Genomic DNA, 19,430 nt, shown 5'->3' with positions numbered 1-19,430 from the left:
GCACAATGTCAGTATCAATATTTACCATTGAGAATATAACAGCCTTGGTTAAACCTTTGGCTCAAAAGTATCAGGTCAAGGAAGTATATTTGTTTGGTTCCTATGCCCGTGGCGAAGCTGACGAAAACAGCGACTTAGATTTCCTGGTTATCGGTGGCGAGGGCTTTAAGCTTACACAGATATTTGCCTTTGGTGAAGAACTGCGCGAAATCCTCAACAAGCGAGTGGATGTCTTTGAAATCAACGAAATCAATCAAGATAGTGAATTCTACAAAACGATTATGAGAGAAAAGGTTTTGGTAGCATGAAATATTCAGATGAAGGGCGAATAAAGCAAGGAATCATAACAAGAAATAATATTTGCTATCGTGATGCATTTAAAGAAGCATATAAAAAAGGAGTTAAGATAGGAATTAGAAAAAGCGTGCTTGGTATGCTGAAACAAAAGTTGCCACCTGATGTAATCCAGGAAGTGACAGAGCTTCCTTTAGAAACAATCAAGAAGCTTGCGGAAGAAAATGATATCCCTATTTGACATGAACCATCTGAAGTCAGTCATTGATTGCGATAAGGGTTGACAAGTCAACTGGCTGAGAAGTACAATAGAAATAGAAAAAGACCACCGAAAGACGGATTCATTCCCTCGCTCGATGGTTATATCTAAGTGTTTTAGAAATAACCGCCCGGCTGGTAACTTGGCGGTTTATTTCTTTTTCAAAGACAAGATAATCAGGAGTATCAGCAGAAGCTGAAGCGTCGTCTGATCCATGTCAGAGACCTCACTTTCAAAGGATTTCGACCTTTCTGCGAGGGGAAACGAATCGCCTACCGTATCGGTGGTCTGTGGCAGACAGGTAATCTGCCACAGATATTATAGCATGGATGTAGTTGTGGAACAAATGATGTTTTGTAGACAAGACAACCCCGAAGGGCTCGATGGATGTGTGAGCCTTTCGGGGGTGTTTTATTTTGCCGTGCTGAGTTCTGCCGTCAGCCGTTTGAGCGGGAGCAGTCTTAAGATCAGGCAGCAGATGGCAAAGTCGGGGACTAGCGTTGTGGCGTTGTAGGTGGCGGAGTAGAGGATTGGTGACATGCCTTCGGGGGCATAAGCGGCGAAGAAGATGACGCCGGAAAGGAAATGGCAGAGGAATTTCAGGGTGAAGGCGGCTGTGACGCCGAGGTAGAGATGGCTGCGGAACAAGGCGACGATGGCCATGACCATGTAAGGCAGGGGATAGTCGAGCAGCACCTGCACGGGATGATAGATGAAGGGATTGAGCAGCAGGCCGATGAGGCCGCAGAGGAAGCCGGCGAGCAAGGTGATCTTGCTGCCATGGGTGCGGGCCAGTAGGATCAGCGGCACCATGGTGCCCAGGCTGATTTCACCGCCCTGCGGCAGCTGGAACAGATGGAACTGGGCGAGGACAATCGTGATGGCTGACATCATGGCAGCCTGTATAAGGATGCGTGTGGAAAGTTTCTTATGATTCATGTTAGGTCACTCCTTTGGGAACAATATCTTCTATTATAACGCAAAAAGCGAAACGCTCACAATGGTTTTGCCGCGATTGTGCTGAAAGCTATCAGACATTGAGGTTTTCCGCGTAATTTGGTATGATAGATACGTATTGTTATAAGATAAATCAGAATGATGCAGGAGGCTTGGCGATGGATTATTTGGGTCTGGATGATGAGGCTTTTATCCGCAAGAATGTGCCGATGACGAAGCAGGAGATACGCATCCTCAGTTTGGTCAAGGCGAGAATCAAGCCGGATGCGGTCATTTACGACATCGGTGCTGGTACGGGCTCGCTCTCCATCGAGGCGGCCCGTATGGCGCCGCAGGGGACGGTGTATGCCTTGGAGCGCAATCCCGAGGGCGTCAGTCTCATCCGTGCCAATGCGGCGAATTTCTCCGTGGGCAATCTCAAGGTCATGGAGACGGAGGCGCCAGCTGGCATGGAGAACCTGCCTGCGGTGGACACGGTGTTCATCGGGGGCAGTGCGGGCAGGCTGGCGGATATCCTTGCGGTGGTGACGCCGAAGCTCAAGGCAGAGGGGCGCATTGTGCTCAACTGCATCACGGTGCAGACGCTCATGCAGTGCATCGAGTATATGCGCAGCCATGCGGATATCTATGCGTATGAGGCGATACAGGTGCAGATCAGCCGTCTGCAGCAGGTGGGGCCGTATGATATGGCTAAGGCCTTGAACCCCATCTATATCGTGACCTGCTGGAAGAAATAACAACAATCAGATACTTGACGGAAGAGGGAATTGGATATGGTACATATCGTTGGTGCGGGTCCTGGCGATCCGGAGCTTATCACAGTCAAAGGTCAGCGCTATCTGCGCGAGGCGGATGTGGTCATCTATGCGGGCTCGTTGGTCAATCCGGCGCTGCTGGAGCTTTGCAAGCCGGGGGCAGAGATCCACAACTCGGCGTCGATGACGCTGGATGAGGTCGTAGCTGTCATCGAGAACGCGGAGCAGAAGGGGCAGGTGACGGTGCGTCTGCATACGGGCGATCCTTCGGTTTACGGTGCCATCCAGGAGCAGATGGATGCCTTTTCCAAGAAGGGCATCGCCTACGATATCGTTCCCGGCGTGAGCAGCTGCTTTGCCACGGCCGCAGCGCTCAAACAGGAGTATACGCTGCCGGGCATCTCCCAGACGGTCATCATCACGCGCAACGAGGGCCGCACACCAGTGCCTGAGGCAGAGAAGCTGCGCAGTCTGGCGAAGCATCAGTCGACGATGTGCATTTACCTGTCGATCGCGATGCTCGACAAGGTCGTAGAGGAGCTCATCGCGGGCGGCTATGCACCGGATACGCCGATCGCGATCGTCCAGCGGGCTTCGTGGCCGGAGGAGAAGATCGTGCGGGGGACGCTGGCAACCATCGTCAAGGATATCGAGGGCAAGAATATCGACCGCACGGCCATGATCGTCGTCAGCCGTTGCCTGGGCGCAAGCTATGATCTTTCGCGCCTGTATGCGCCGGAGTTTTCCCATATGTTCCGTGAGGCCAGCAAATGAGATTAGCCGCTTTTGCCTTGACAGCCAAGGCGTATGAATTAGCCAAGACCTTCCAGCGCAGCCTGGATAATCCGATGACCGTCTATGTGTCGGCCAAGGTGGCCCCCCCGACGGTTGCTGCCGAGACGGGGGCGGGGATAAAGACCTTTGCCAAGCTCGAGGAAGCGGTGGCCGAGACGTTTACCGCTTATGACGGGCTTGTGTTCATCATGGCAGCGGGAATCGTCGTACGGACGATCGCGCCCCTGCTGCAGGATAAGCTCCAGGACCCTGCCGTGGTCGTTTTTGATGAACGCGGCCAGCATGGCATCAGCCTGCTTTCGGGCCATATCGGCGGCGCCAATGTGCTGACGCAGCAGCTTTGCCAGGCTGTGGGAGCATCGCCGGTCATCACGACGGCGACGGACGTCAATCAGTGCCAGGCACCGGATGCCCTGGCGGCTAAGCTGTGCCTGCGCCCCTGGCCGAAGGTGCGCATCCGCACGCTCAATTCGGCGGTACTTGAGGGGCAGGAGGTATGCTGGCGGATAGACAAGACACTGCCCCACAGCGTCTTCTATAAGAGGCAGCTGGAGCAGGCTGGCCAGACCGCCGAGCTCTGCGTGACCAGCCAATGCCTGCAGTTTTGTGCCGAGGAGAAGGATAGAACTTGGGCGGTCATCCTGTCGGAGCCGAATCTGCCAGCTCTGCCAGAGCTGCCGCAGAATGTGCTCTGCCTGACGCCGCGCCGGCTCATTGCTGGTGTCGGCTGCCGCCGCGGGACGCCGGCTGCCTTGGTCATGGGCGCTTTGGATATGGCGTGCCGCATGATTGGCCGTGACCGTTCGTTCATTGATGCCTTGGCGAGTACGGTCGTAAAGCGCCATGAGGCGGGGATTTTGTTTGCGGCAGACAGTCTGGCACGGCCGGTGCATTTCTACGACCATGCGCAATTGCAGGCGATGATTGCACGGTATCAGCTGGAGGAGTCTGACTTCGTGAAGGAGAATATAGGCATCGGCAATGTCTGCGAGGCCGCAGCCTATTGCTGCGTCGGCGAGGCCGGCGGGCGGCTGGCGCTGCGCAAGACGAAATTCGAGAAAGTGACGGTAGCATTAGTATGGGAAAAATAACAGTGATCGGTATTGGCCCTGGCAGCCTTGAGGATATGACGCCGCGGGCGCGCAAAGCCATCGAGGCAGCTGAGGTCGTAGCCGGATATAACACGTATATCAAGCTCATCGAGCCGCTGCTGGCTGATAAACAGGTAATCGGCACGGCGATGATGCAGGAGATCGAGCGCTGCCGCATGGCAGTCGATGAGGCGGCAGCCGGCCGTGACACCGTAGTCGTATCCAGTGGTGATGCGGGCGTTTATGGTATGGCTGGCCTGGTGCTGGAACTCATCCTCCAGCGTGAGGAAAGCCAGCGTCCGGCATTTGGCGGCATCATTGCGGGGGTCTCGGCAGTGAATGCGGCGGCGTCGGTGCTCGGCGCACCGCTGATGCACGATTTCGCCGTCATCAGCTTGTCGAATCTGCTGACGCCTTGGGAGCTTATCCGCAAGCGCATCGAGATGGCAGCCCAGGGCGACTTCGTCACGGCGCTCTACAATCCGAAGAGCAAGAAGCGCGTGCAGAACATCGAGGAAGTCCGCGAGATCATGCTGAAGCACCGCGACCCGCAGACGCCGGTCGGCATTGTCACGGCAGCCAGCCGCGACAAGGAAGCGAAGGTCATCTCGACGCTGGCTGATTTCACCAAGGAGGATATCAATATGTTCTCGATGGTTATCATCGGCAATAGCCAGACCTATGTCAAAGAGGGCTGGATGATCACGCCGCGTGGCTATGAGAATAAGGAGAACGGTTTATGATTTTTGTTGCCGCTGGTACGCAGGATGGCCGGGAGCTGTCGAAGTACCTGCTGGAGCATGGTTATGATGTAGCGGCCTCTGTGGTCACAAGCTATGGTGAGCAGCTGCTGGCTGACTGCCGGGGGCGCAATCTCATCATCAATGACCAGCCGCTGGACCGGGAGGGGATGCAGGCCTATCTGGCTGACCATCATATACGGCTGCTGGTCGATGCCAGCCATCCCTATGCCGTCAACATTTCGGCCAATGCGATGGAGGCTTGCCAGCTGCTGGGCATTCCCTACGTGCGCTATGAGCGTGACCTCACAGCCGTGGACTACGATCAGGTCACGGTCGTGCACAGCTATGAGGAGGCGGCGGTGGCAGCGGCCAAGCTGGGGCGCCGTATCTTCTTGACGACGGGCAGCCGCAATCTGGTGAAGTTCACGACGGCTGAGGCCCTGGCAAGGTGTGAACTCATCGCTCGCGTGCTGCCCTCGGCGGAGGTCATCAGCCTCTGCGAAAGCCTTGGTCTCACACCGGGGCAGATTGTTGCCATGCAGGGGCCATTTTCCAAGCAGCTCAACAAGGAGCTTTTCCGGAAATACCGTGCCGATGTCATCGTGACGAAGAACAGCGGGTCCATCGGCGGCACCGATACGAAATTCGCAGCTGCCGAGGAACTGGATCTGCCGGTGGTCGTCATTGACCGGCCGGCCATGACCTATGGCAATATCGGCAGAACCTATGAAGATATCTTGAGATTCGTAGAGGAGCATTATTGAGATGGACTTTATCAAACAGCCAATGGAAATCGAATCACGCAGCATGGAGATCATCGCGCCGCATCTGCAGGCCTTCAATCTCGATGAGAAGACGACGAAAGTCTACAGCCGCATCATCCACGCGGCTGGTGATGTGGAATACGCCCCGATCATCCGTGTCGGCGAGGGGGCAATCGATGCAGCGATTGCAGCCCTGGCCGGTGGCTGTGATATCTATACCGATGTCGAGATGGTCCGCACGGGCATCAACAAGCGCAAGCTGGCTTCGTTTGGCGGGCAGGTGCATTGCCTGATCGCCGATGAAAAGGTGGCAGCTGCGGCCAAGGCGGAGGGTATCACGCGTTCGATGGCGGCCATGCGCACCTTCGGGGCTGCGCTGGATGGCAATATCGTCGCCATCGGCAACGCGCCGACGGCGCTCTTCGAGGTGCTGCGGCTCATCCGTGAGGAGGGAGTCCGTCCCGCCTGTGTCGTCGGCATCCCCGTAGGCTTTGTCGGTGCCGCGGATTCCAAGCAGGCACTGGCCGAAAACGGTCTGGTGCCGTATATCACCGTTGCGGGCACCAAGGGCGGCAGCCCCATTGCGGCGGCGGCCATCAATGCCATGATGTATTTCATCAACAACGAGCGAGGCTGAACGATGAACGGGACAGAGACAGGCAGGATCGTGCTGGTGACTGGCGGTGCCCGGTCGGGCAAGTCGACGTTCGCGGAGAAGCTGGCTGCGCAGAGCGGCCAGAGGATTGGCTATATCGCCACGGCACAGATCTACGATGAGGAGATGCGGTTCCGGGTCGCCCTGCATCAGCAGCGGCGCCCGGCCAACTGGCAGACCTATGAGGCGCCGTTTGGGGCAGAGAAAGCCATCCAGGCGGCCTGCCAGCAGAACGATGTCATCCTGTTTGACTGCATCACGCTGTATTTGAGCAACCTGCTCTGCAGCCTGCCCGAGGCAGAGCTTGCGGCCCAGGATAAGGTCTACGCGCTGACCCGTCAGAAGGTCGGAGCGCTCATCACGGCAGCGGAAGCGGCGGCCGAGCGGGGCTTGACGGTCATTTTCGTTACCAATGAAGTGGGCGCGGGCATTGTTCCGGAGAACAAGCTCAGCCGCATCTACCGGGATATCAGCGGGCTGGCCAATCAGCAGATTGCGCAGGCCGCAGCAGATGTATACGCAGTCATAGCAGGCATTCCAGTAAACATCAAGGCACTAGCTTAAGGAGGAACCCACATGTCGAACGCGATCATGCTCATGGGAACGAGCTCCCATGTCGGCAAAAGCATCATAACCACAGCCCTCTGCCGCATCTTCCATCAGCAGGGGCGCAAGGTCGTCCCGTTCAAGGCGCAGAATATGGCCTTGAACTCCTATGTCACCAAAGATGGCAAGGAGATGGGGCGCGCGCAGGTCGCCCAGGCCGAGGCAGCGGGCCTTGAGCCGATGGTCGACATGAATCCGGTCCTTTTGAAGCCGACGGGCAACAGCTGCTCCCAGGTCGTCCTGAACGGCGAGCCCATCGGCAATATGAGTGCCCGGGAGTATCACAAGGGGTACAGCCTCAAGGCCTTTGACGCCGTAAAAGCTGCACTGGGACGCTTGCAGGCTGGTTTCGACACGCTGGTGATCGAGGGCGCGGGCAGTCCGGCCGAGGTCAATCTCAAGGCCAATGACATCGTCAATATGCGTGTGGCCAAATACCTCCAGGCGCCGGTGCTGCTGATTGCCGATATCGATCGCGGCGGTGCGCTGGCGTCCCTGGTCGGGACGCTGGAGCTTCTCGACGAGGAGGAGCGGGCTCTCGTCAAGGGGCTGGTCATCAACAAGTTCCGTGGCGATGTGAGCCTCCTGACACCAGCCGTTGATTTTCTTGAGCAGAAAACGGGCAAGCCGGTGCTTGGCATCGTGCCGCATATCGATGCACTGGGCATCGACGATGAGGACTCGGTATCCCTGGAGGAAAAGCAGGCTGTGTCCCAGGATGCGCCCATAAGCATCGCGGTCATCCAGACGCCGAAACTTTCGAACTTCACGGATTTTGACAGTCTGGCCGCTGAGCCGGATGTATCCCTCTACTATGTGAAGTCCGTCGAAGAGCTCGGGGAGCCGGATCTCATCTTGCTGCCGGGGTCGAAGAACACCACGGAGGATCTGCTCTATTTGCGGGAGTCGGGCATCGAGGCGGCTATCCGTCAGGAGGTGGAGCAGGGAACACCGCTTTGGGGCATTTGTGGCGGCTATCAGATGCTGGGCCGCGCCATCCATGATCCCCTGCATACAGAGTCTGCCCACGATAGTGTCACAGGGATGGGGTATCTGGCTATGGAGACGACCTTTGCTGCGTCTAAGCTCACGACTCAGGTGACTGCCGATTGTGTCAAGCTGCCATTCCTGGGCAGGACGCTGATGGCAGAGGATATGCCTGGCTATGAGATCCATATGGGCAAGACGGAGTTTGGCGAAGAAATCCAGCATCCGTTCCATATCACGGCCAAGGCTGATAAAGCCTTTGATGGCTGGGATGGCGCATGGACAGCAGCGAATCATGGCGAGGTGGTCGGCACCTATATCCATGGCATCTTCGACCATGACGGGTTCCGCCGCCAGCTCATCAATGCCCTGCGGGAGCGCAAGGGGCTGGCCGGACTTTCCGTCCAGCGCAACGTGCGGATGGAGAAGGAAAAGGCCTACAATCATCTGGCTGATGTGGTGCGGCAGAGCCTCGATATGGAAAAGCTGGCTCAGATCATGGGAGAAACGACATGCTGACAGCAATCCTGGCTTTTTTCATCGATACGGTCATTGGCGACCCCAACAGCCGCTGGCATCCCGTCGTGCTGATGGGGAAGCTCATCGGCGGCCTGGAGCGGCTGTTTTATCGGCCTGAGGACAGCGACGGCAAGAAATATGCGATGGGGGCCATGCTCGTGCTGATCACGCTGCTGGTGAACTATGAGGCGGCTGCGGCAATCATGATGCTTTCCTACCATATCCCTTGGGAATGGGGCAAGATTGTTGTGGGGGCGTTGCTGCTCTCGTTCACGATTTCGCCTAAGAGCCTTGCTAAGGCCGGCAAGGGCATTTATGCACTGCTGATTCTCGGCGAAATCGAGGAAGCGCGCAAGAAAGTGGGCTGGATTGTTGGCCGTGATACGGAGGAGCTTACTGATGCCGAAATCGCCCGGGCGACGGTGGAGACCATCGCGGAAAATACAGTCGATGGCATCATTGCCCCGCTGTTCTTTTTTGTCCTTGGCGGTGTGCCGCTGGCTGTGCTTTATCGTGCAGCCAATACGATGGATTCGATGATTGGCTACAAGAACGATAAGTATCTTTATTTTGGACGGGCGGCGGCCAAGCTCGATGATGTGCTGAACTACATTCCCGCCCGCATCACGGGGGTGCTGTTCATCTTTGCGGCCTGCCTGCTGGGCTTTGATTACAAGAACGCCTATGATATGATGCTGCGGGACGCGGCCAAGCATCCGAGCCCGAATGGCGGCTATGCCGAGGCGACGGTGGCCGGTGCCCTGCATATCCGCCTGGGCGGCATCAATTCGTATTTCGGCAAGAAGTCGCTGCGTGCGTATATGGGCGAGGCCATTGAGCTGACTGCGCCCAAGCATATCATGGAATGCATCCGCATGATGTACACCGTGACTGTGATGTTTATCATTATTACCTATGCGATGTTTGGGTTATGATAGGAGTGATAAATATCACTAACATCTAGGAGGACATTATCCATGAAATCATTCATCACTGCTTTGCAATTCCTGACGCGTATCCACGTGAAGAACCAGCCAGATCTGACCATCGAGGACTTCGGCCGTAGTACGAAGTTCTTCCCGCTGGTCGGTGCGATCCTCGGTCTTATCTATCTGCTGGCGACCTGGTGCCTGATTGCTGTGTTCGGCTGGGCGAATTTTGTCACGACGATCCTGGTCCTGCTGCCGGTCCTCGTGACGGGCGGGCTGCTGCTCGATGGCTACATGGATACGGCTGATGGTGTCTTTTCGGCCCGGGACCGTGAGCGCAAGCTCGAAATCATGAAGGACAGCCGCGTTGGCTCCTTCGGTGTCATCGCGCTCGTCGCCCTTATGATGGTCAACTGGACGGTGCTGCGCGATATCAAGCTCGTGCTCATCATGACGGCCTTGTTCATCATGCCGATCATCGGCCGCATGGCCATGGTCATGGTCATCGCCTTTTTCCCCTATGCCCGCAAGGAAGGCATGGGCAAGGCTTTTGCGGATATGGCCGATAAGGAGACGGTAGCCATTGCTGGCATGACGACAATCCTGTTTGTCGTGCCCTGGGGGCAGGCGGCGATCGCGGCACTGGCTGCGGGGCTGGGCTTTGCCTGGCTGCTGGGGGTCTGGCTGACGAGCAAGCTCGGCGGGCTGACCGGCGACACCTATGGGGCGATCGAGACGTTGACCGAGACCATGGTGCTCGTCGTATTCTTAGTGACTTCCTGGATTCCAGGCGGTCTGCATATTTTATGGCGCTGAGGAAGGCGCCCCTTAGGAGCGTTTGAATTTATGGAAATCACTGTCCGTGTCCCCGGTTCCTGCGGCGAGCTGCTGCAGGGCGAGCTGCAAGGCGAGCCGTTTCTGGTCACTTGCCCGATTGGCTGCTATACGACGGTGCGTGTTTCGGATGCCTTGGCAGGCATCCATGGGCTGGGCCGCAAGTCGCTGATGGCCTTGGAGAAGACGCTGACGAGTCTCGGCAAGGAGGAGCTTCCCTGGGGAATCCGCCTGGAGTCGAGCCTGCCGCGCGGCAAGGGTATGGCTTCGTCGAGTGCTGACATTGCAGCGACCATCGCCGCGGTGGCGCTGGCCTTTGGCTATCAGCCGTATTGGGAGGAGATCATGCGGCTGGCTGTGGATATTGAGCCCACGGATGGTGTTTTCTGTCCTGGTGTCGTGTGCATCAATCATATGGATGGGCGAATGCTGGCAGGCTATCGGGGCCTGCCGGCTTTTCGTATCTCTGTTTACGATACGGGCGGTGAGGTGGATACCATCCGCTATCATGAGACAATGGCAATGTCGCCGGCTGGCAGCGCGTCGGCTGCGGCGATGGAGCAGTTCCAGCGCGGGGTGCAGCTGCGCGATGAGGCGCTGCTGGCGGCTGCGGCGACGACCAGTGCGCTGGCCAATCAGCGGCTGCTCCCCAAGGAAGGCTTGGAGGAGCTGCTGGCCTTCAGCCGGCGTCTTGGTGCGCATGGACTGAATGTGGCGCACAGCGGTACTGTGGTCGGTGTGCTGTGGCCGGCAGGCTTTGCGGATGATGAGCTGCGGCAGGCGGAACGCTGCATAGGGAAGCGCTTCCCGCAGCTGAAGTTCCTGTTGCGCTCGCGCCTGCAGGGCGGCGGCATCTGGATGGCGGCAGGCGATGACGGACAGTGGCAGGGATTGTTTGCGTGACAGGAGGAAACAAAGATGGTACAGAAGCAGGAAAAGGCGGTATTGCCGCGGCTCGTCATAGCTGCGACCCAGTCCGGCTCAGGCAAGACGACAATCGTTACGGGACTGCTCGCGGCACTGCGGGCGCGCGGGCTGGTGGTGCAGTCCTTCAAGGTGGGGCCGGATTACATCGATCCTGGCTATCACGCCCTGGCCAGTGGCAGGCCGGCACATAATCTGGATACCTGGCTGACGCCAGCCGAGCTCGTACCGGCCTTGTTCGCGGCTGAGGCCGCTGGCGCTGACCTGGCTGTCATCGAGGGCGTCATGGGACTCTACGATGGCGGCCGCCAGGGGGTGAGCTCGACTGCTGCCATTGCCAAGCTGCTGGACGCACCCGTGCTGCTGGTGATCGATGCCAAATCGATGGGAGCATCGGCGGCGGCGATAGCCCAGGGCTTCCGTGACTATGATCCGGAAGTGAAGCTGGCAGGTGTCATCCTGAACCGGCTGGGGTCTGACACGCATGAGGCGATGATCCGTGAAGCCATGGCTGCTATCGGCATCGAGGTCTACGGTGCCCTGCGCCGTGATGATGCGCTGCGGATGCCTGAGCGCCATCTGGGACTGCTGCCCGTACAGGAAAACGAGGAGCGGCAGGTCGTGCAGGCAATGGGGCAGGCAATCGGCCGCCAGCTTGACATCGCGGCGATAAGACGGCTGGCGCAGCAGGCGGCGCCACTCGCCGTCCCTGGGCTGACGGCAGCTGATGCGCCGGAGAAGCGCTGCCGCATCGGCGTGGCACGCGATGAAGCGTTTTCGTTCTATTACCCGACGAGCCTGCAGGTCTTGGAGCGCCTGGGGGCAGAGCTGGTACCCTTCAGCCCGTTGCACGATACGGCCCTGCCAGCCGTCGATGGCCTGCTGCTCGGCGGCGGATTTCCCGAGATGTTTGCCCCGCAGCTGGCCGCGAATAAAGGTATGCGCCTGGCAATCCGCCAGCAGGCGGAGGCGGGCATGCCTATCTATGCCGAATGTGGCGGGTATATGTACTTGTTTGCAGAGCTGCAGGATTTTGCGGGGGACTGCTATCCGATGGCCGGCGTGTTTTCTGGGCGGGCCGTGATGACGAAGAAATTGCAGATGGTCGGCTACGTGACGGCTGAGCAGAAATGTGATACGATACTAGGAGAAAAGGGCATGACCCTTAAAGGTCACGAATTCCATTTTTCGCTGGAACAGGAGAACGGGGAGCTGGAGCGTCCCTTTGCCTTCACGAAGCTGCGCAACGGAGCTGTCTATGCAGCGGGCCAGCAGGCTGGGCAGGCATTGGGCAGCTATCTGCATCTGCACTTTGCCGGCTGTCCGGCGGCGGCAGCGTCCTTTGTCCGCCGGTGCGAGAAATGGCATGCTAGGTAAGAGGTGGCAGACATGGAAAAGTTCGAACATGGCGGGAATATCTATCGGGAGGACGTGCCTGCTGGTGACTGGCTGGATTTTTCAGCCAATATCAATCCGGCGGGACTGGCACCTTCGGTGCGGGCCGCTTTGCTGGCGGCAGTAGACGATGTGATAAATTATCCCGATCCCGAGGCAAGGGAACTCAAGGCAGCCTTGGCGGAGCGTTATAACGTGCCTGCGGAGCAGCTCGTGCTGGGAAATGGTGCGGCAGAGCTTTTTTATCTGTTCCTGCAGACCGTCCGGCCGCGGCGTGTGCTGCTGCCGGTGCCGTCGTTCAGTGAGTATGAGCGGGCGGCGCTGGCAGCGCGCTGCAAGGTGAGCTGTTTTGCCCTCAGTGCCGAGAATGATTTCCGCATCGATTGGGAGGAGATGCTGGCGGCGCTGCCGGTGACGGACTGCATCATCCTGGGCAATCCCAACAATCCGACGGGCACGCTGGTGACGCGCAACGAGCTGGTACGCCTGCTGGAGGCAATCAAGGATGGCACGCAGTGGCTGGTCGTTGACGAGTCCTTCCTGGATTTCCTGCTCTTTGACAGCCGCTATACGGTGCGCGATCTGGTGGCGGAGTACCCGCGGCTGTTCGTCGTGCAGTCGCTGACGAAGTTCTATGCCTTGCCGGGGCTGCGTCTGGGCTTTGGCGTAGCGCAGGAAGAGCTGGCTAAGCGCCTCAATGCTGGCAAGGATGTCTGGAATGTCAACCTTCTCGCTCAGAAGGCGGGGGTGGCGGCGCTGGCGGATACGGAGTATCAGCAGCAGAGCCGCCAGCAGCTCATCGAAGAGATGCAGCGCCTGTACAAACGCATCGACGGCCTGCGCGGCATCAAGGCTTTCCAGCCAAGTGTGAACTTCATGCTGCTGGATGTCTCGGGAACGGGGCTCAGCAGCAGTGGATTTACGGCAAGATTGCGGGCGCGGGGGATTCTCGTGCGCGATTGTGCCAATTATACAGGCATCGAAGACGATTGTTATGTGCGCATTGCCATCCGCCGGCCGGAGGAGAACGATCGCCTGCTTGCCGTACTGGAGGAATTTTGATTCATGGTGAAAGTTGTATTCGTCCGTCATGGACAGACGGAATGGAATGTCAGTGGCCGGTATCAGGGGCAGTCGGATGTGGCCCTGTCGGCGGCGGGACTGGCGCAGGCTGAAAGGCTGGCTGCGGAGTTTCCCGTGGCGAAGCTTGACGCAATCTATGCCAGCGACCTGGTGCGTGCGCGCGTTACCGCTGAGACGGTGGCGCAGAGATTCGGCTTGCCCGTCCAGCTGGAGCCGGCTTTCCGGGAACTGAGCTTTGGGGACTGGGAAGGCCTGACCTATGAGGAGATCGTGGCTGCATGGCCCGATGCCATGCGCAACTTCCTGGCGCATCCGGATATCCTGGAGGTGCCTAACGGCGAGTCGTTCCCCGCTGTGCAGCAGCGGGCGCTGGAACGGTTGCACGAGCTGCTGGCTAAGCATGAAGGCCAGACCATCATGATCGCCGCCCATGGTGCCGTGCTGCGGACGATGCTGGCGGCGGCGCTGCACATGCCGCTGCAATATCTGTGGAGCATCCGGCAGTTCAACACGGCGGTCAACATCGTGCGTTACGATGCAGACGGCAATCCGACGGTAGAGTTATTGAACAGCACAGCTCATCTAGGTGAGCTCAGATAAAAGGAAGAAGGTTTGGACATGAAGGTTTTAGTGACAGGCGGAGCAGGGTTCATCGGTTCCCATTTGGTGCGGCAGCTGCTGGCTGCAGGCAATGAAGTCACCGTGCTTGACAATGTCAGCACGGGCGACTGGGGACACTTGCCAGCAGGCTGCGAGGAGTGGGAGATGGACATCCGCTCGCAGGAGATCATCCCGCGCATCATGAAGGCGCGCTTTGATGCCATCGTGCATCTGGCTGCCCAGACGATGGTCAACGTCTCGATCGATGATCCGGCGTTCGATGCGATGCAGAATGTCGTCGGCACCGTGAATGTGCTGGAGGCTGCCCGCAAGAGCGAGGTTGGCCGTGTCATCTTTGCTTCGACTGCTGCCGGCTATGGCGACGTGGCGGAAACAGAGCTGCCCATCAAGGAGCAGCAGGCACTGCAGCCGATGTCCTTCTATGGGCTCAGCAAGGTGACGGTGGAGAAGTATCTGGCGATGTACAAGGAAGTCTTTGGCCTGGATTATGTTGCGCTGCGCTTTGCCAACGTCTATGGTGAGCGCCAGGGAGATACGGGCGAGGGCGGTGTCATCAGCATCTTCGCGAAGCGGGTCGCGGCCGGCAAGGGCATTACGATCTATGGTAACGGCGAGCAGACGCGTGACTTCATCTATGCGGGGGATATCGCTGCGGGCATCTGCGCGGCCCTGGAAACGGAGAATGTCAATGCGGTCTATAACCTGAGCACCAGCACAGAGACCAGCCTCAACGAGCTCGTGAAGATCATGGAGGATATCACCTGGAAGAAGGTCGATGTGTCCTACGGTGCTGTCCGCACGGGGGACATCCGCCGCTCGGTGCTGGATAACAGCATGGCTGTCCAGAATCTTGGCTGGAAGCCGCAGACGAGCCTCAAGAAGGGCCTCAAGAACACCATCGGCTATTTCAAGGGGGCATGATGCTTATCCACAGGATCGCTGTGAATAAGCTGGCATTTTTCTCGGAGAAAATGTAAAAAATCCCTTGACTTGTTGCGTTTTTATGAGTAGAATATTTCTATGTGATGTTACGGACTCAGGCATCCATTAGCCCCGGAAGCCGTTTTCGAGAGCGTCATATACCGATAAAATAAGAATTGAAATCATTAGGGGGGAAATCGCATGAAGACAACGTTTATGGCAAATGCATCCAATATCGAGCGCAAATGGTATGTTGTAGACGCTGAAGGCCAGACTGTCGGCCGCCTCGCAGCTGAAGTCGCAAAAGTTCTTCGCGGTAAAAATAAACCGACCTTTACTCCGCACGTTGATACGGGTGATTACGTCATCGTCATCAATGCAGAGAAAGTAAAATTCACGGGTAAGAAACTGACGGACAAGACCTACTTCCGTCATTCCGGTTACCAGGGTGGCACGACGTTCACGTCCGCTGGCCTGATGCTCGAGAAGTTCCCGGAGCGCGTCCTGGAGCACGCTATCAAAGGCATGCTGCCGCACAACCGCCTCGGTGCTCAGATGTACCGCAAGCTCAGCGTTTACGCTGGCAGCGAGCATCCGCATGCAGCTCAGAAGCCGGAAAAGCTTGAGCTGAACATTCGCTAATCTGGAAAGGGAGGAACATTCTACATGGCACAAGTAAGCTACTACGGCACTGGCCGCAGAAAATCTTCCGTTGCCCGTGTTCGTCTGGTTCCGGGCGAAGGCAAAGTTACGATCAATGGTCGTAGCATGGAAGAGTATTTTGGTCTGAAGACTCTCGAACTCATCGTTCGTCAGCCGCTCAACCTTACGGAGACTGTTGACAAGTATGACGTCATCGCAAACGTTGCAGGTGGCGGTGTAACTGGTCAGGCAGGCGCCATCCGTCACGGTATCACCCGTGCACTCATGGAGATGGATGCTGATCTTCGTCCGGCCCTCAAGAAGGCTGGTTTCGTAACGCGTGACCCGCGTGAGAAAGAGCGCCGTAAATACGGTCTCAAGAAAGCTCGTAAGGCTTCCCAGTTCTCGAAACGTTAATCCGTTTTATACGAACAATATATCCGCAGCTTCGGCTGCGGATTTTTTTGCCGCGGGGCAAAAAAAGAACCAGCAAGTGTACTTGCTGGTTCTTTTTTGCTGTTGATGATTGCTGCTTACTTCTTCAGCGCCTCTTTGAGGATTTCCGTCAGGGCTTTCTGTGAGATACGCATCATGTCAGAGAGCAGAGCGTTGTACAGATCGCCACCGTCCGTTACGCCACGGCCATTTTCCGTGATGAAGAATTTTTTCGGATGATCTTCTGCTTTGTAGGCCTCGTCAAGTTTTTCCTGGACAAGTTTCTCAATTTCCTGTTCTGTCATTAAAGACACCTCTTTCCTAAAATCTAAATATATTATACGACATTGTGTGATGTTTTTCCTTGTTTTTTCTAAAAATAAATGAAATTAATCTTTTCAGCTGCTTTCCATTGAATTTGAATCACAATTTAATTGCTACTTAAAACTAATTTAAATACAAGCCCTTATACTGTAACCATAGCAAGCAACCGAAGCAAGGCTGCTTGCCTGGAGCAAGCGAGTACAGAAAGGTGATGGATAATATGAAAAGCATGAAGAAAAAACTGTTAGCAGGTGTAGTGGCCGGTGCGGTCCTTACGGGGGTAGGCCTCAATGCGACGAGCGTGAAGGCTGCTGAGAACATGCAGCGCCAGACGCCGCCGCCGATGCATCAGCAGGGACAGATGGGACAGCATCCGCCGGTCCAGATGAGTGCGGATGAAGCAGCGAAGAACATCCATGAAACGTTTGGCGTCGATGAGGCTGAGGTAAAGGCAGCCATCACGGCGCACAAGGATTTCCGCGATATCGGCCAGGCAGCGATGCTCTCCAAGATCAGTGGCAAATCCTTCAAGGATGTGCTGGGCATGAAGACCGAGAAGAACAACTGGCCGGAGATCGGCAAGAGCCTTGGCGTGACGCGCGAGCAGGTAGAGACGCAGATGCTCACGATGCAGGCCATGCACATCGAGAAGAAAGCGAATATCGGCAAGGACAGAGTCCTGGCGCTGCTCAAGAACGGCTACCAGGCACGGGACATCGAGTGTGCGGGTCTGCTGGCCAAGGCTGCGGGCAAGGACGTACAGGCTGTCCTGGACATGAAGAAGATCAACAATCGTTGGACGGACGTTGCTGCGGAGCTGGGTGTGGACAAGAACGTGCTCAGACCTGAGAAAGGGGCACGCCCAGGCCATGGACCGCAGGGCGGCCCGCCGGCTGAGGGCATGATGGGAGCTCCGGACGGTGCGCCTCAGGGCGAGCCGCAGCCGGCCGAATGATTGCATATGGTATGGCTGTCACACGCTTCTGCGTGTGGCAGTTTTTTTGTTTGGAAGCATCGTTCTATACGTTAATGGAATAATGTCTGCATTTTTTGCTGAAAAATGTAAAATATGTATTGACAAGAAAAACAAAAGCGTGTAGTATATGAAACATCGACGGGTTAACAACTTTACAGTCGATAACAAAGATAAATCGGCGAACGGGAAATAGTAGGAATGCAGGTCGCTGTCAAGCGAGCCGGAGACTGGGGAACCAGTGGTGTGAAGTCCGGTCAGCGAGGTGTTTTGAATGGTCCCGCGAGAGTCCACCGAAAACAGCCTGGGCTGTAAGTAGGCTGGAACGGCTGCCTCCGTTAACGGGCTACGGCATCGGCTCTTTGGGCCTGCGCCGGAATGAGGTGCGTCTTTGACGTATGAAAACGGGTGGTACCGCGAAGTAGATTCGCCCCGACTGGATTTTTCCAGCCGGGGCTTTTGTATTACATATAGGGGATGAGCAGATGAAGGTAAAGATGTGTGGGATGAAATCGTTGCTGGCAGCCAAGGTTGCCGAGGAAGCCGGAGCAGATTTCATCGGGTTTATTTTCTGGCCGCAGAGCCATCGTTATATTGAGCCGGAACATGCAGCCGTCATCGCCGGGCAGTTGCAGCAGGCTTGGAAGACAGGCGTCTTCGTCGATGAGGATATCGAGAAGGTCAACGAGATTGTCCAGCAGGTACATCTTGACTTCGTCCAGCTCCATGGACATGAGAACGCGGCTTATGCCCGCAAGGTGCAATGTCCCGTGATCAAGGCGTTCCATTACGATGATGGATTCAGTGCGCAGGCAGCCAATGAGTTCCCTGCTGAAATGATCTTGATCGATACTTACCGTCCGGGGCAGCCGGGTGGTACGGGGGAACCCTTTGACTGGCGGGATGCCGCGGAAGAGATAGCCAAAGTGGAGAAACCCGTGCTGATTGCCGGTGGCATCAATACGGGGAATCTGCGGACGGTGGCGCGTATCTTTCATCCGTATGGTGTGGATGTATCGGGCGGTCTCGAGGAGAACAAGGAGAAATCAATCAGCAAGATACAGGCTTTCATGCGTCGCGCACGGAGCCTGCCACGCGGGAGGAAACGTCATTGAAAGATATTTTAGGCGAAATTGTCGAAAAGAAAAAAGCTATCGTAGCTGAGGCCAAGCGGAAAATGCCTCTGGCGGAAGTGAAGGCACGCATGCAGCCGGGGACATTCCGCATGAGCAAGGTCTTCAAAAAAGATGCATGGAATCTCATTGCAGAGTGCAAGCTCCAGTCGCCAGCCAAGGGGCGGCTGAACCAGACACACACGGTGGAGCAGCTGGCGGCTATCTATGCAGCCAACGGTGCCAGTATGCTATCCGTGCATACGGATCCCCATTTCCTGGGCTGCAATGAAGATTTCTGCAAGGTGCGCGAGCTCGTGGAGCTGCCACTGCTGCGCAAGGACTTTGTCATCGATGACTATCAGCTGTATGAGGCGCGGATGCTGGGGGCCGATGCTGTGCTGCTGATTGCCCGCATCCTATCCCCAGAACAGCTCAAGGAATATCTCTATACGGCTTGGAGCCTGGGCATGGATGCGCTGGTCGAGGTGCATGATGAGGTGGATATGGCCGCAGCCCTGACGACACCGGCAGAATTCATCGGTATCAACAACCGCAACCTCAAGACCTTCACGACGTCGATCGAGCAGACGCTGCAGCTTCTGCCCTATGCCGACAAGGAACGGGTGCTGATCAGCGAAAGCGGCGTGCTTTGTGCAGACGATGCCAGGGTATTGCGTGAGGCTGGCTGCGATGGCATCCTGGTCGGTGAAGGCTTGGTGAGGGCTGGTGATATCGGTGCGATGACGAATGCGCTGGCGGATATCGATGCAGGCAATGACAGGAAAATGATGGCATAAGGAGATAGACAG

Annotated in this window: 24 protein-coding genes and 1 other annotated feature; of the genes, 22 read left to right on the top strand and 2 right to left on the bottom strand. The window is 56.8% G+C overall.

The window, feature by feature from the left end; genetic code table 11:
• Positions 1 to 5: 5 nt before the first annotated feature.
• Both FZ041_RS09715 and FZ041_RS09710 read left to right on the top strand, forming a co-directional pair.
• On the top strand, positions 6 to 308 hold the full coding sequence (locus FZ041_RS09715; RefSeq protein ID WP_149189410.1) for a nucleotidyltransferase family protein: 303 nt from the start codon (positions 6 to 8) through the stop codon (positions 306 to 308).
• Positions 305 to 535: a hypothetical protein gene (locus FZ041_RS09710; RefSeq protein WP_149189408.1), complete on the top strand. Its 231-nt coding sequence runs from the start codon at positions 305 to 307 to the stop codon at positions 533 to 535. Before FZ041_RS09715 ends, FZ041_RS09710 begins: the two co-directional genes overlap by 4 nt.
• Before the next feature lie 429 nt (positions 536 to 964).
• On the opposite strand, the gene thiT is transcribed toward FZ041_RS09710, so the two are convergent.
• Positions 965 to 1,492, bottom strand: a complete 528-nt coding sequence (gene thiT / locus FZ041_RS09705; protein ID WP_149189407.1) for an energy-coupled thiamine transporter ThiT — start codon at positions 1,490 to 1,492, stop codon at positions 965 to 967.
• Between the two features lie 176 nt (positions 1,493 to 1,668).
• Between thiT and cbiT the strand changes: the two genes are divergently transcribed.
• The 17 genes from cbiT to rpsI all read left to right on the top strand — a co-directional run bounded on the left by cbiT (position 1,669) and on the right by rpsI (position 16,191).
• Positions 1,669 to 2,247 (top strand): precorrin-6Y C5,15-methyltransferase (decarboxylating) subunit CbiT, encoded by a 579-nt coding sequence (gene cbiT / locus FZ041_RS09700; protein ID WP_075443933.1) that lies wholly within the window; start codon positions 1,669 to 1,671, stop codon positions 2,245 to 2,247.
• Between the two features lie 36 nt (positions 2,248 to 2,283).
• The gene (gene cobM, locus FZ041_RS09695) at positions 2,284 to 3,039 is read left to right on the top strand and encodes a precorrin-4 C(11)-methyltransferase (RefSeq protein WP_075443936.1); all 756 of its coding nucleotides are present in this window, start codon (positions 2,284 to 2,286) and stop codon (positions 3,037 to 3,039) included.
• Positions 3,036 to 4,151, top strand: a complete 1,116-nt coding sequence (locus FZ041_RS09690; protein WP_149189406.1) for a cobalt-precorrin 5A hydrolase — start codon at positions 3,036 to 3,038, stop codon at positions 4,149 to 4,151. Before cobM ends, FZ041_RS09690 begins: the two co-directional genes overlap by 4 nt.
• Complete coding sequence (gene cobJ / locus FZ041_RS09685; protein WP_149189405.1) at positions 4,139 to 4,894, top strand: precorrin-3B C(17)-methyltransferase; 756 nt, start codon at positions 4,139 to 4,141, stop codon at positions 4,892 to 4,894. The genes FZ041_RS09690 and cobJ overlap by 13 nt, the downstream gene beginning before the upstream one ends.
• On the top strand, positions 4,891 to 5,658 hold the full coding sequence (cobK, locus tag FZ041_RS09680) for a precorrin-6A reductase (RefSeq protein WP_075443945.1): 768 nt from the start codon (positions 4,891 to 4,893) through the stop codon (positions 5,656 to 5,658). Before cobJ ends, cobK begins: the two co-directional genes overlap by 4 nt.
• Before the next feature lies 1 nt (position 5,659).
• Complete coding sequence (locus FZ041_RS09675; protein ID WP_075443948.1) at positions 5,660 to 6,295, top strand: precorrin-8X methylmutase; 636 nt, start codon at positions 5,660 to 5,662, stop codon at positions 6,293 to 6,295.
• A gap of 3 nt (positions 6,296 to 6,298) precedes the next feature.
• Complete coding sequence (gene cobU / locus FZ041_RS09670) at positions 6,299 to 6,877, top strand: bifunctional adenosylcobinamide kinase/adenosylcobinamide-phosphate guanylyltransferase (RefSeq protein WP_149189404.1); 579 nt, start codon at positions 6,299 to 6,301, stop codon at positions 6,875 to 6,877.
• Between the two features lie 12 nt (positions 6,878 to 6,889).
• Positions 6,890 to 8,425 carry a cobyric acid synthase gene (locus FZ041_RS09665; RefSeq protein WP_149189403.1) on the top strand — a complete coding sequence of 512 codons (1,536 nt, stop codon included), beginning with the start codon at positions 6,890 to 6,892 and terminating at the stop codon, positions 8,423 to 8,425.
• Positions 8,419 to 9,360 carry an adenosylcobinamide-phosphate synthase CbiB gene (cbiB, locus tag FZ041_RS09660; protein WP_149189402.1) on the top strand — a complete coding sequence of 314 codons (942 nt, stop codon included), beginning with the start codon at positions 8,419 to 8,421 and terminating at the stop codon, positions 9,358 to 9,360. Before FZ041_RS09665 ends, cbiB begins: the two co-directional genes overlap by 7 nt.
• Positions 9,361 to 9,402: 42 nt before the next feature.
• Positions 9,403 to 10,170: an adenosylcobinamide-GDP ribazoletransferase gene (gene cobS, locus FZ041_RS09655; RefSeq protein ID WP_149189401.1), complete on the top strand. Its 768-nt coding sequence runs from the start codon at positions 9,403 to 9,405 to the stop codon at positions 10,168 to 10,170.
• A 30-nt stretch (positions 10,171 to 10,200) separates the two neighbouring features.
• Positions 10,201 to 11,091 carry a GHMP family kinase ATP-binding protein gene (locus tag FZ041_RS09650; protein WP_075443962.1) on the top strand — a complete coding sequence of 297 codons (891 nt, stop codon included), beginning with the start codon at positions 10,201 to 10,203 and terminating at the stop codon, positions 11,089 to 11,091.
• Positions 11,092 to 11,106: 15 nt separating this feature from the next.
• Positions 11,107 to 12,489, top strand: coding sequence for a cobyrinic acid a,c-diamide synthase CobB (locus FZ041_RS09645; protein ID WP_149189400.1), 1,383 nt, complete (start codon positions 11,107 to 11,109; stop codon positions 12,487 to 12,489).
• 12 nt (positions 12,490 to 12,501) lie between these two features.
• On the top strand, positions 12,502 to 13,569 hold the full coding sequence (cobD, locus tag FZ041_RS09640) for a threonine-phosphate decarboxylase CobD (protein WP_149189399.1): 1,068 nt from the start codon (positions 12,502 to 12,504) through the stop codon (positions 13,567 to 13,569).
• Between the two features lie 3 nt (positions 13,570 to 13,572).
• Positions 13,573 to 14,190, top strand: coding sequence for a histidine phosphatase family protein (locus FZ041_RS09635; protein WP_149189398.1), 618 nt, complete (start codon positions 13,573 to 13,575; stop codon positions 14,188 to 14,190).
• Between the two features lie 18 nt (positions 14,191 to 14,208).
• Entirely contained in the window at positions 14,209 to 15,132 is a 924-nt protein-coding gene (locus FZ041_RS09630) for an NAD-dependent epimerase/dehydratase family protein (RefSeq protein ID WP_149189397.1), read from the top strand.
• Between the two features lie 201 nt (positions 15,133 to 15,333).
• Positions 15,334 to 15,774 carry a 50S ribosomal protein L13 gene (gene rplM / locus FZ041_RS09625; protein WP_033170485.1) on the top strand — a complete coding sequence of 147 codons (441 nt, stop codon included), beginning with the start codon at positions 15,334 to 15,336 and terminating at the stop codon, positions 15,772 to 15,774.
• 24 nt (positions 15,775 to 15,798) lie between these two features.
• Positions 15,799 to 16,191, top strand: coding sequence for a 30S ribosomal protein S9 (rpsI, locus tag FZ041_RS09620; protein WP_075443976.1), 393 nt, complete (start codon positions 15,799 to 15,801; stop codon positions 16,189 to 16,191).
• A 116-nt stretch (positions 16,192 to 16,307) separates the two neighbouring features.
• On the opposite strand, the gene FZ041_RS09615 is transcribed toward rpsI, so the two are convergent.
• Positions 16,308 to 16,514, bottom strand: coding sequence for a hypothetical protein (locus FZ041_RS09615; RefSeq protein WP_075443979.1), 207 nt, complete (start codon positions 16,512 to 16,514; stop codon positions 16,308 to 16,310).
• A gap of 239 nt (positions 16,515 to 16,753) precedes the next feature.
• Between FZ041_RS09615 and FZ041_RS09610 the strand changes: the two genes are divergently transcribed.
• The 3 genes from FZ041_RS09610 (at position 16,754) to trpC (ending at position 19,418) form a co-directional block, all read left to right on the top strand.
• Positions 16,754 to 17,488 carry a hypothetical protein gene (locus FZ041_RS09610; protein WP_075443982.1) on the top strand — a complete coding sequence of 245 codons (735 nt, stop codon included), beginning with the start codon at positions 16,754 to 16,756 and terminating at the stop codon, positions 17,486 to 17,488.
• A 190-nt stretch (positions 17,489 to 17,678) separates the two neighbouring features.
• Positions 17,679 to 17,944, top strand: a binding site (T-box leader).
• Positions 17,945 to 17,991: 47 nt separating this feature from the next.
• Entirely contained in the window at positions 17,992 to 18,621 is a 630-nt protein-coding gene (locus tag FZ041_RS09605) for a phosphoribosylanthranilate isomerase (RefSeq protein WP_149189396.1), read from the top strand.
• On the top strand, positions 18,618 to 19,418 hold the full coding sequence (gene trpC, locus FZ041_RS09600) for an indole-3-glycerol phosphate synthase TrpC (protein WP_149189395.1): 801 nt from the start codon (positions 18,618 to 18,620) through the stop codon (positions 19,416 to 19,418). The genes FZ041_RS09605 and trpC overlap by 4 nt, the downstream gene beginning before the upstream one ends.
• The last annotated feature ends 12 nt before the right edge of the window (positions 19,419 to 19,430 follow it).

The organism is Pseudoselenomonas caprae, assembly GCF_008271345.1.
GTDB lineage: Bacteria > Bacillota > Negativicutes > Selenomonadales > Selenomonadaceae > Selenomonas_A > Selenomonas_A caprae.
Note: the sequence above shows the minus strand (reverse complement) of the source record. Positions and strands in the feature narration are given on the sequence as shown.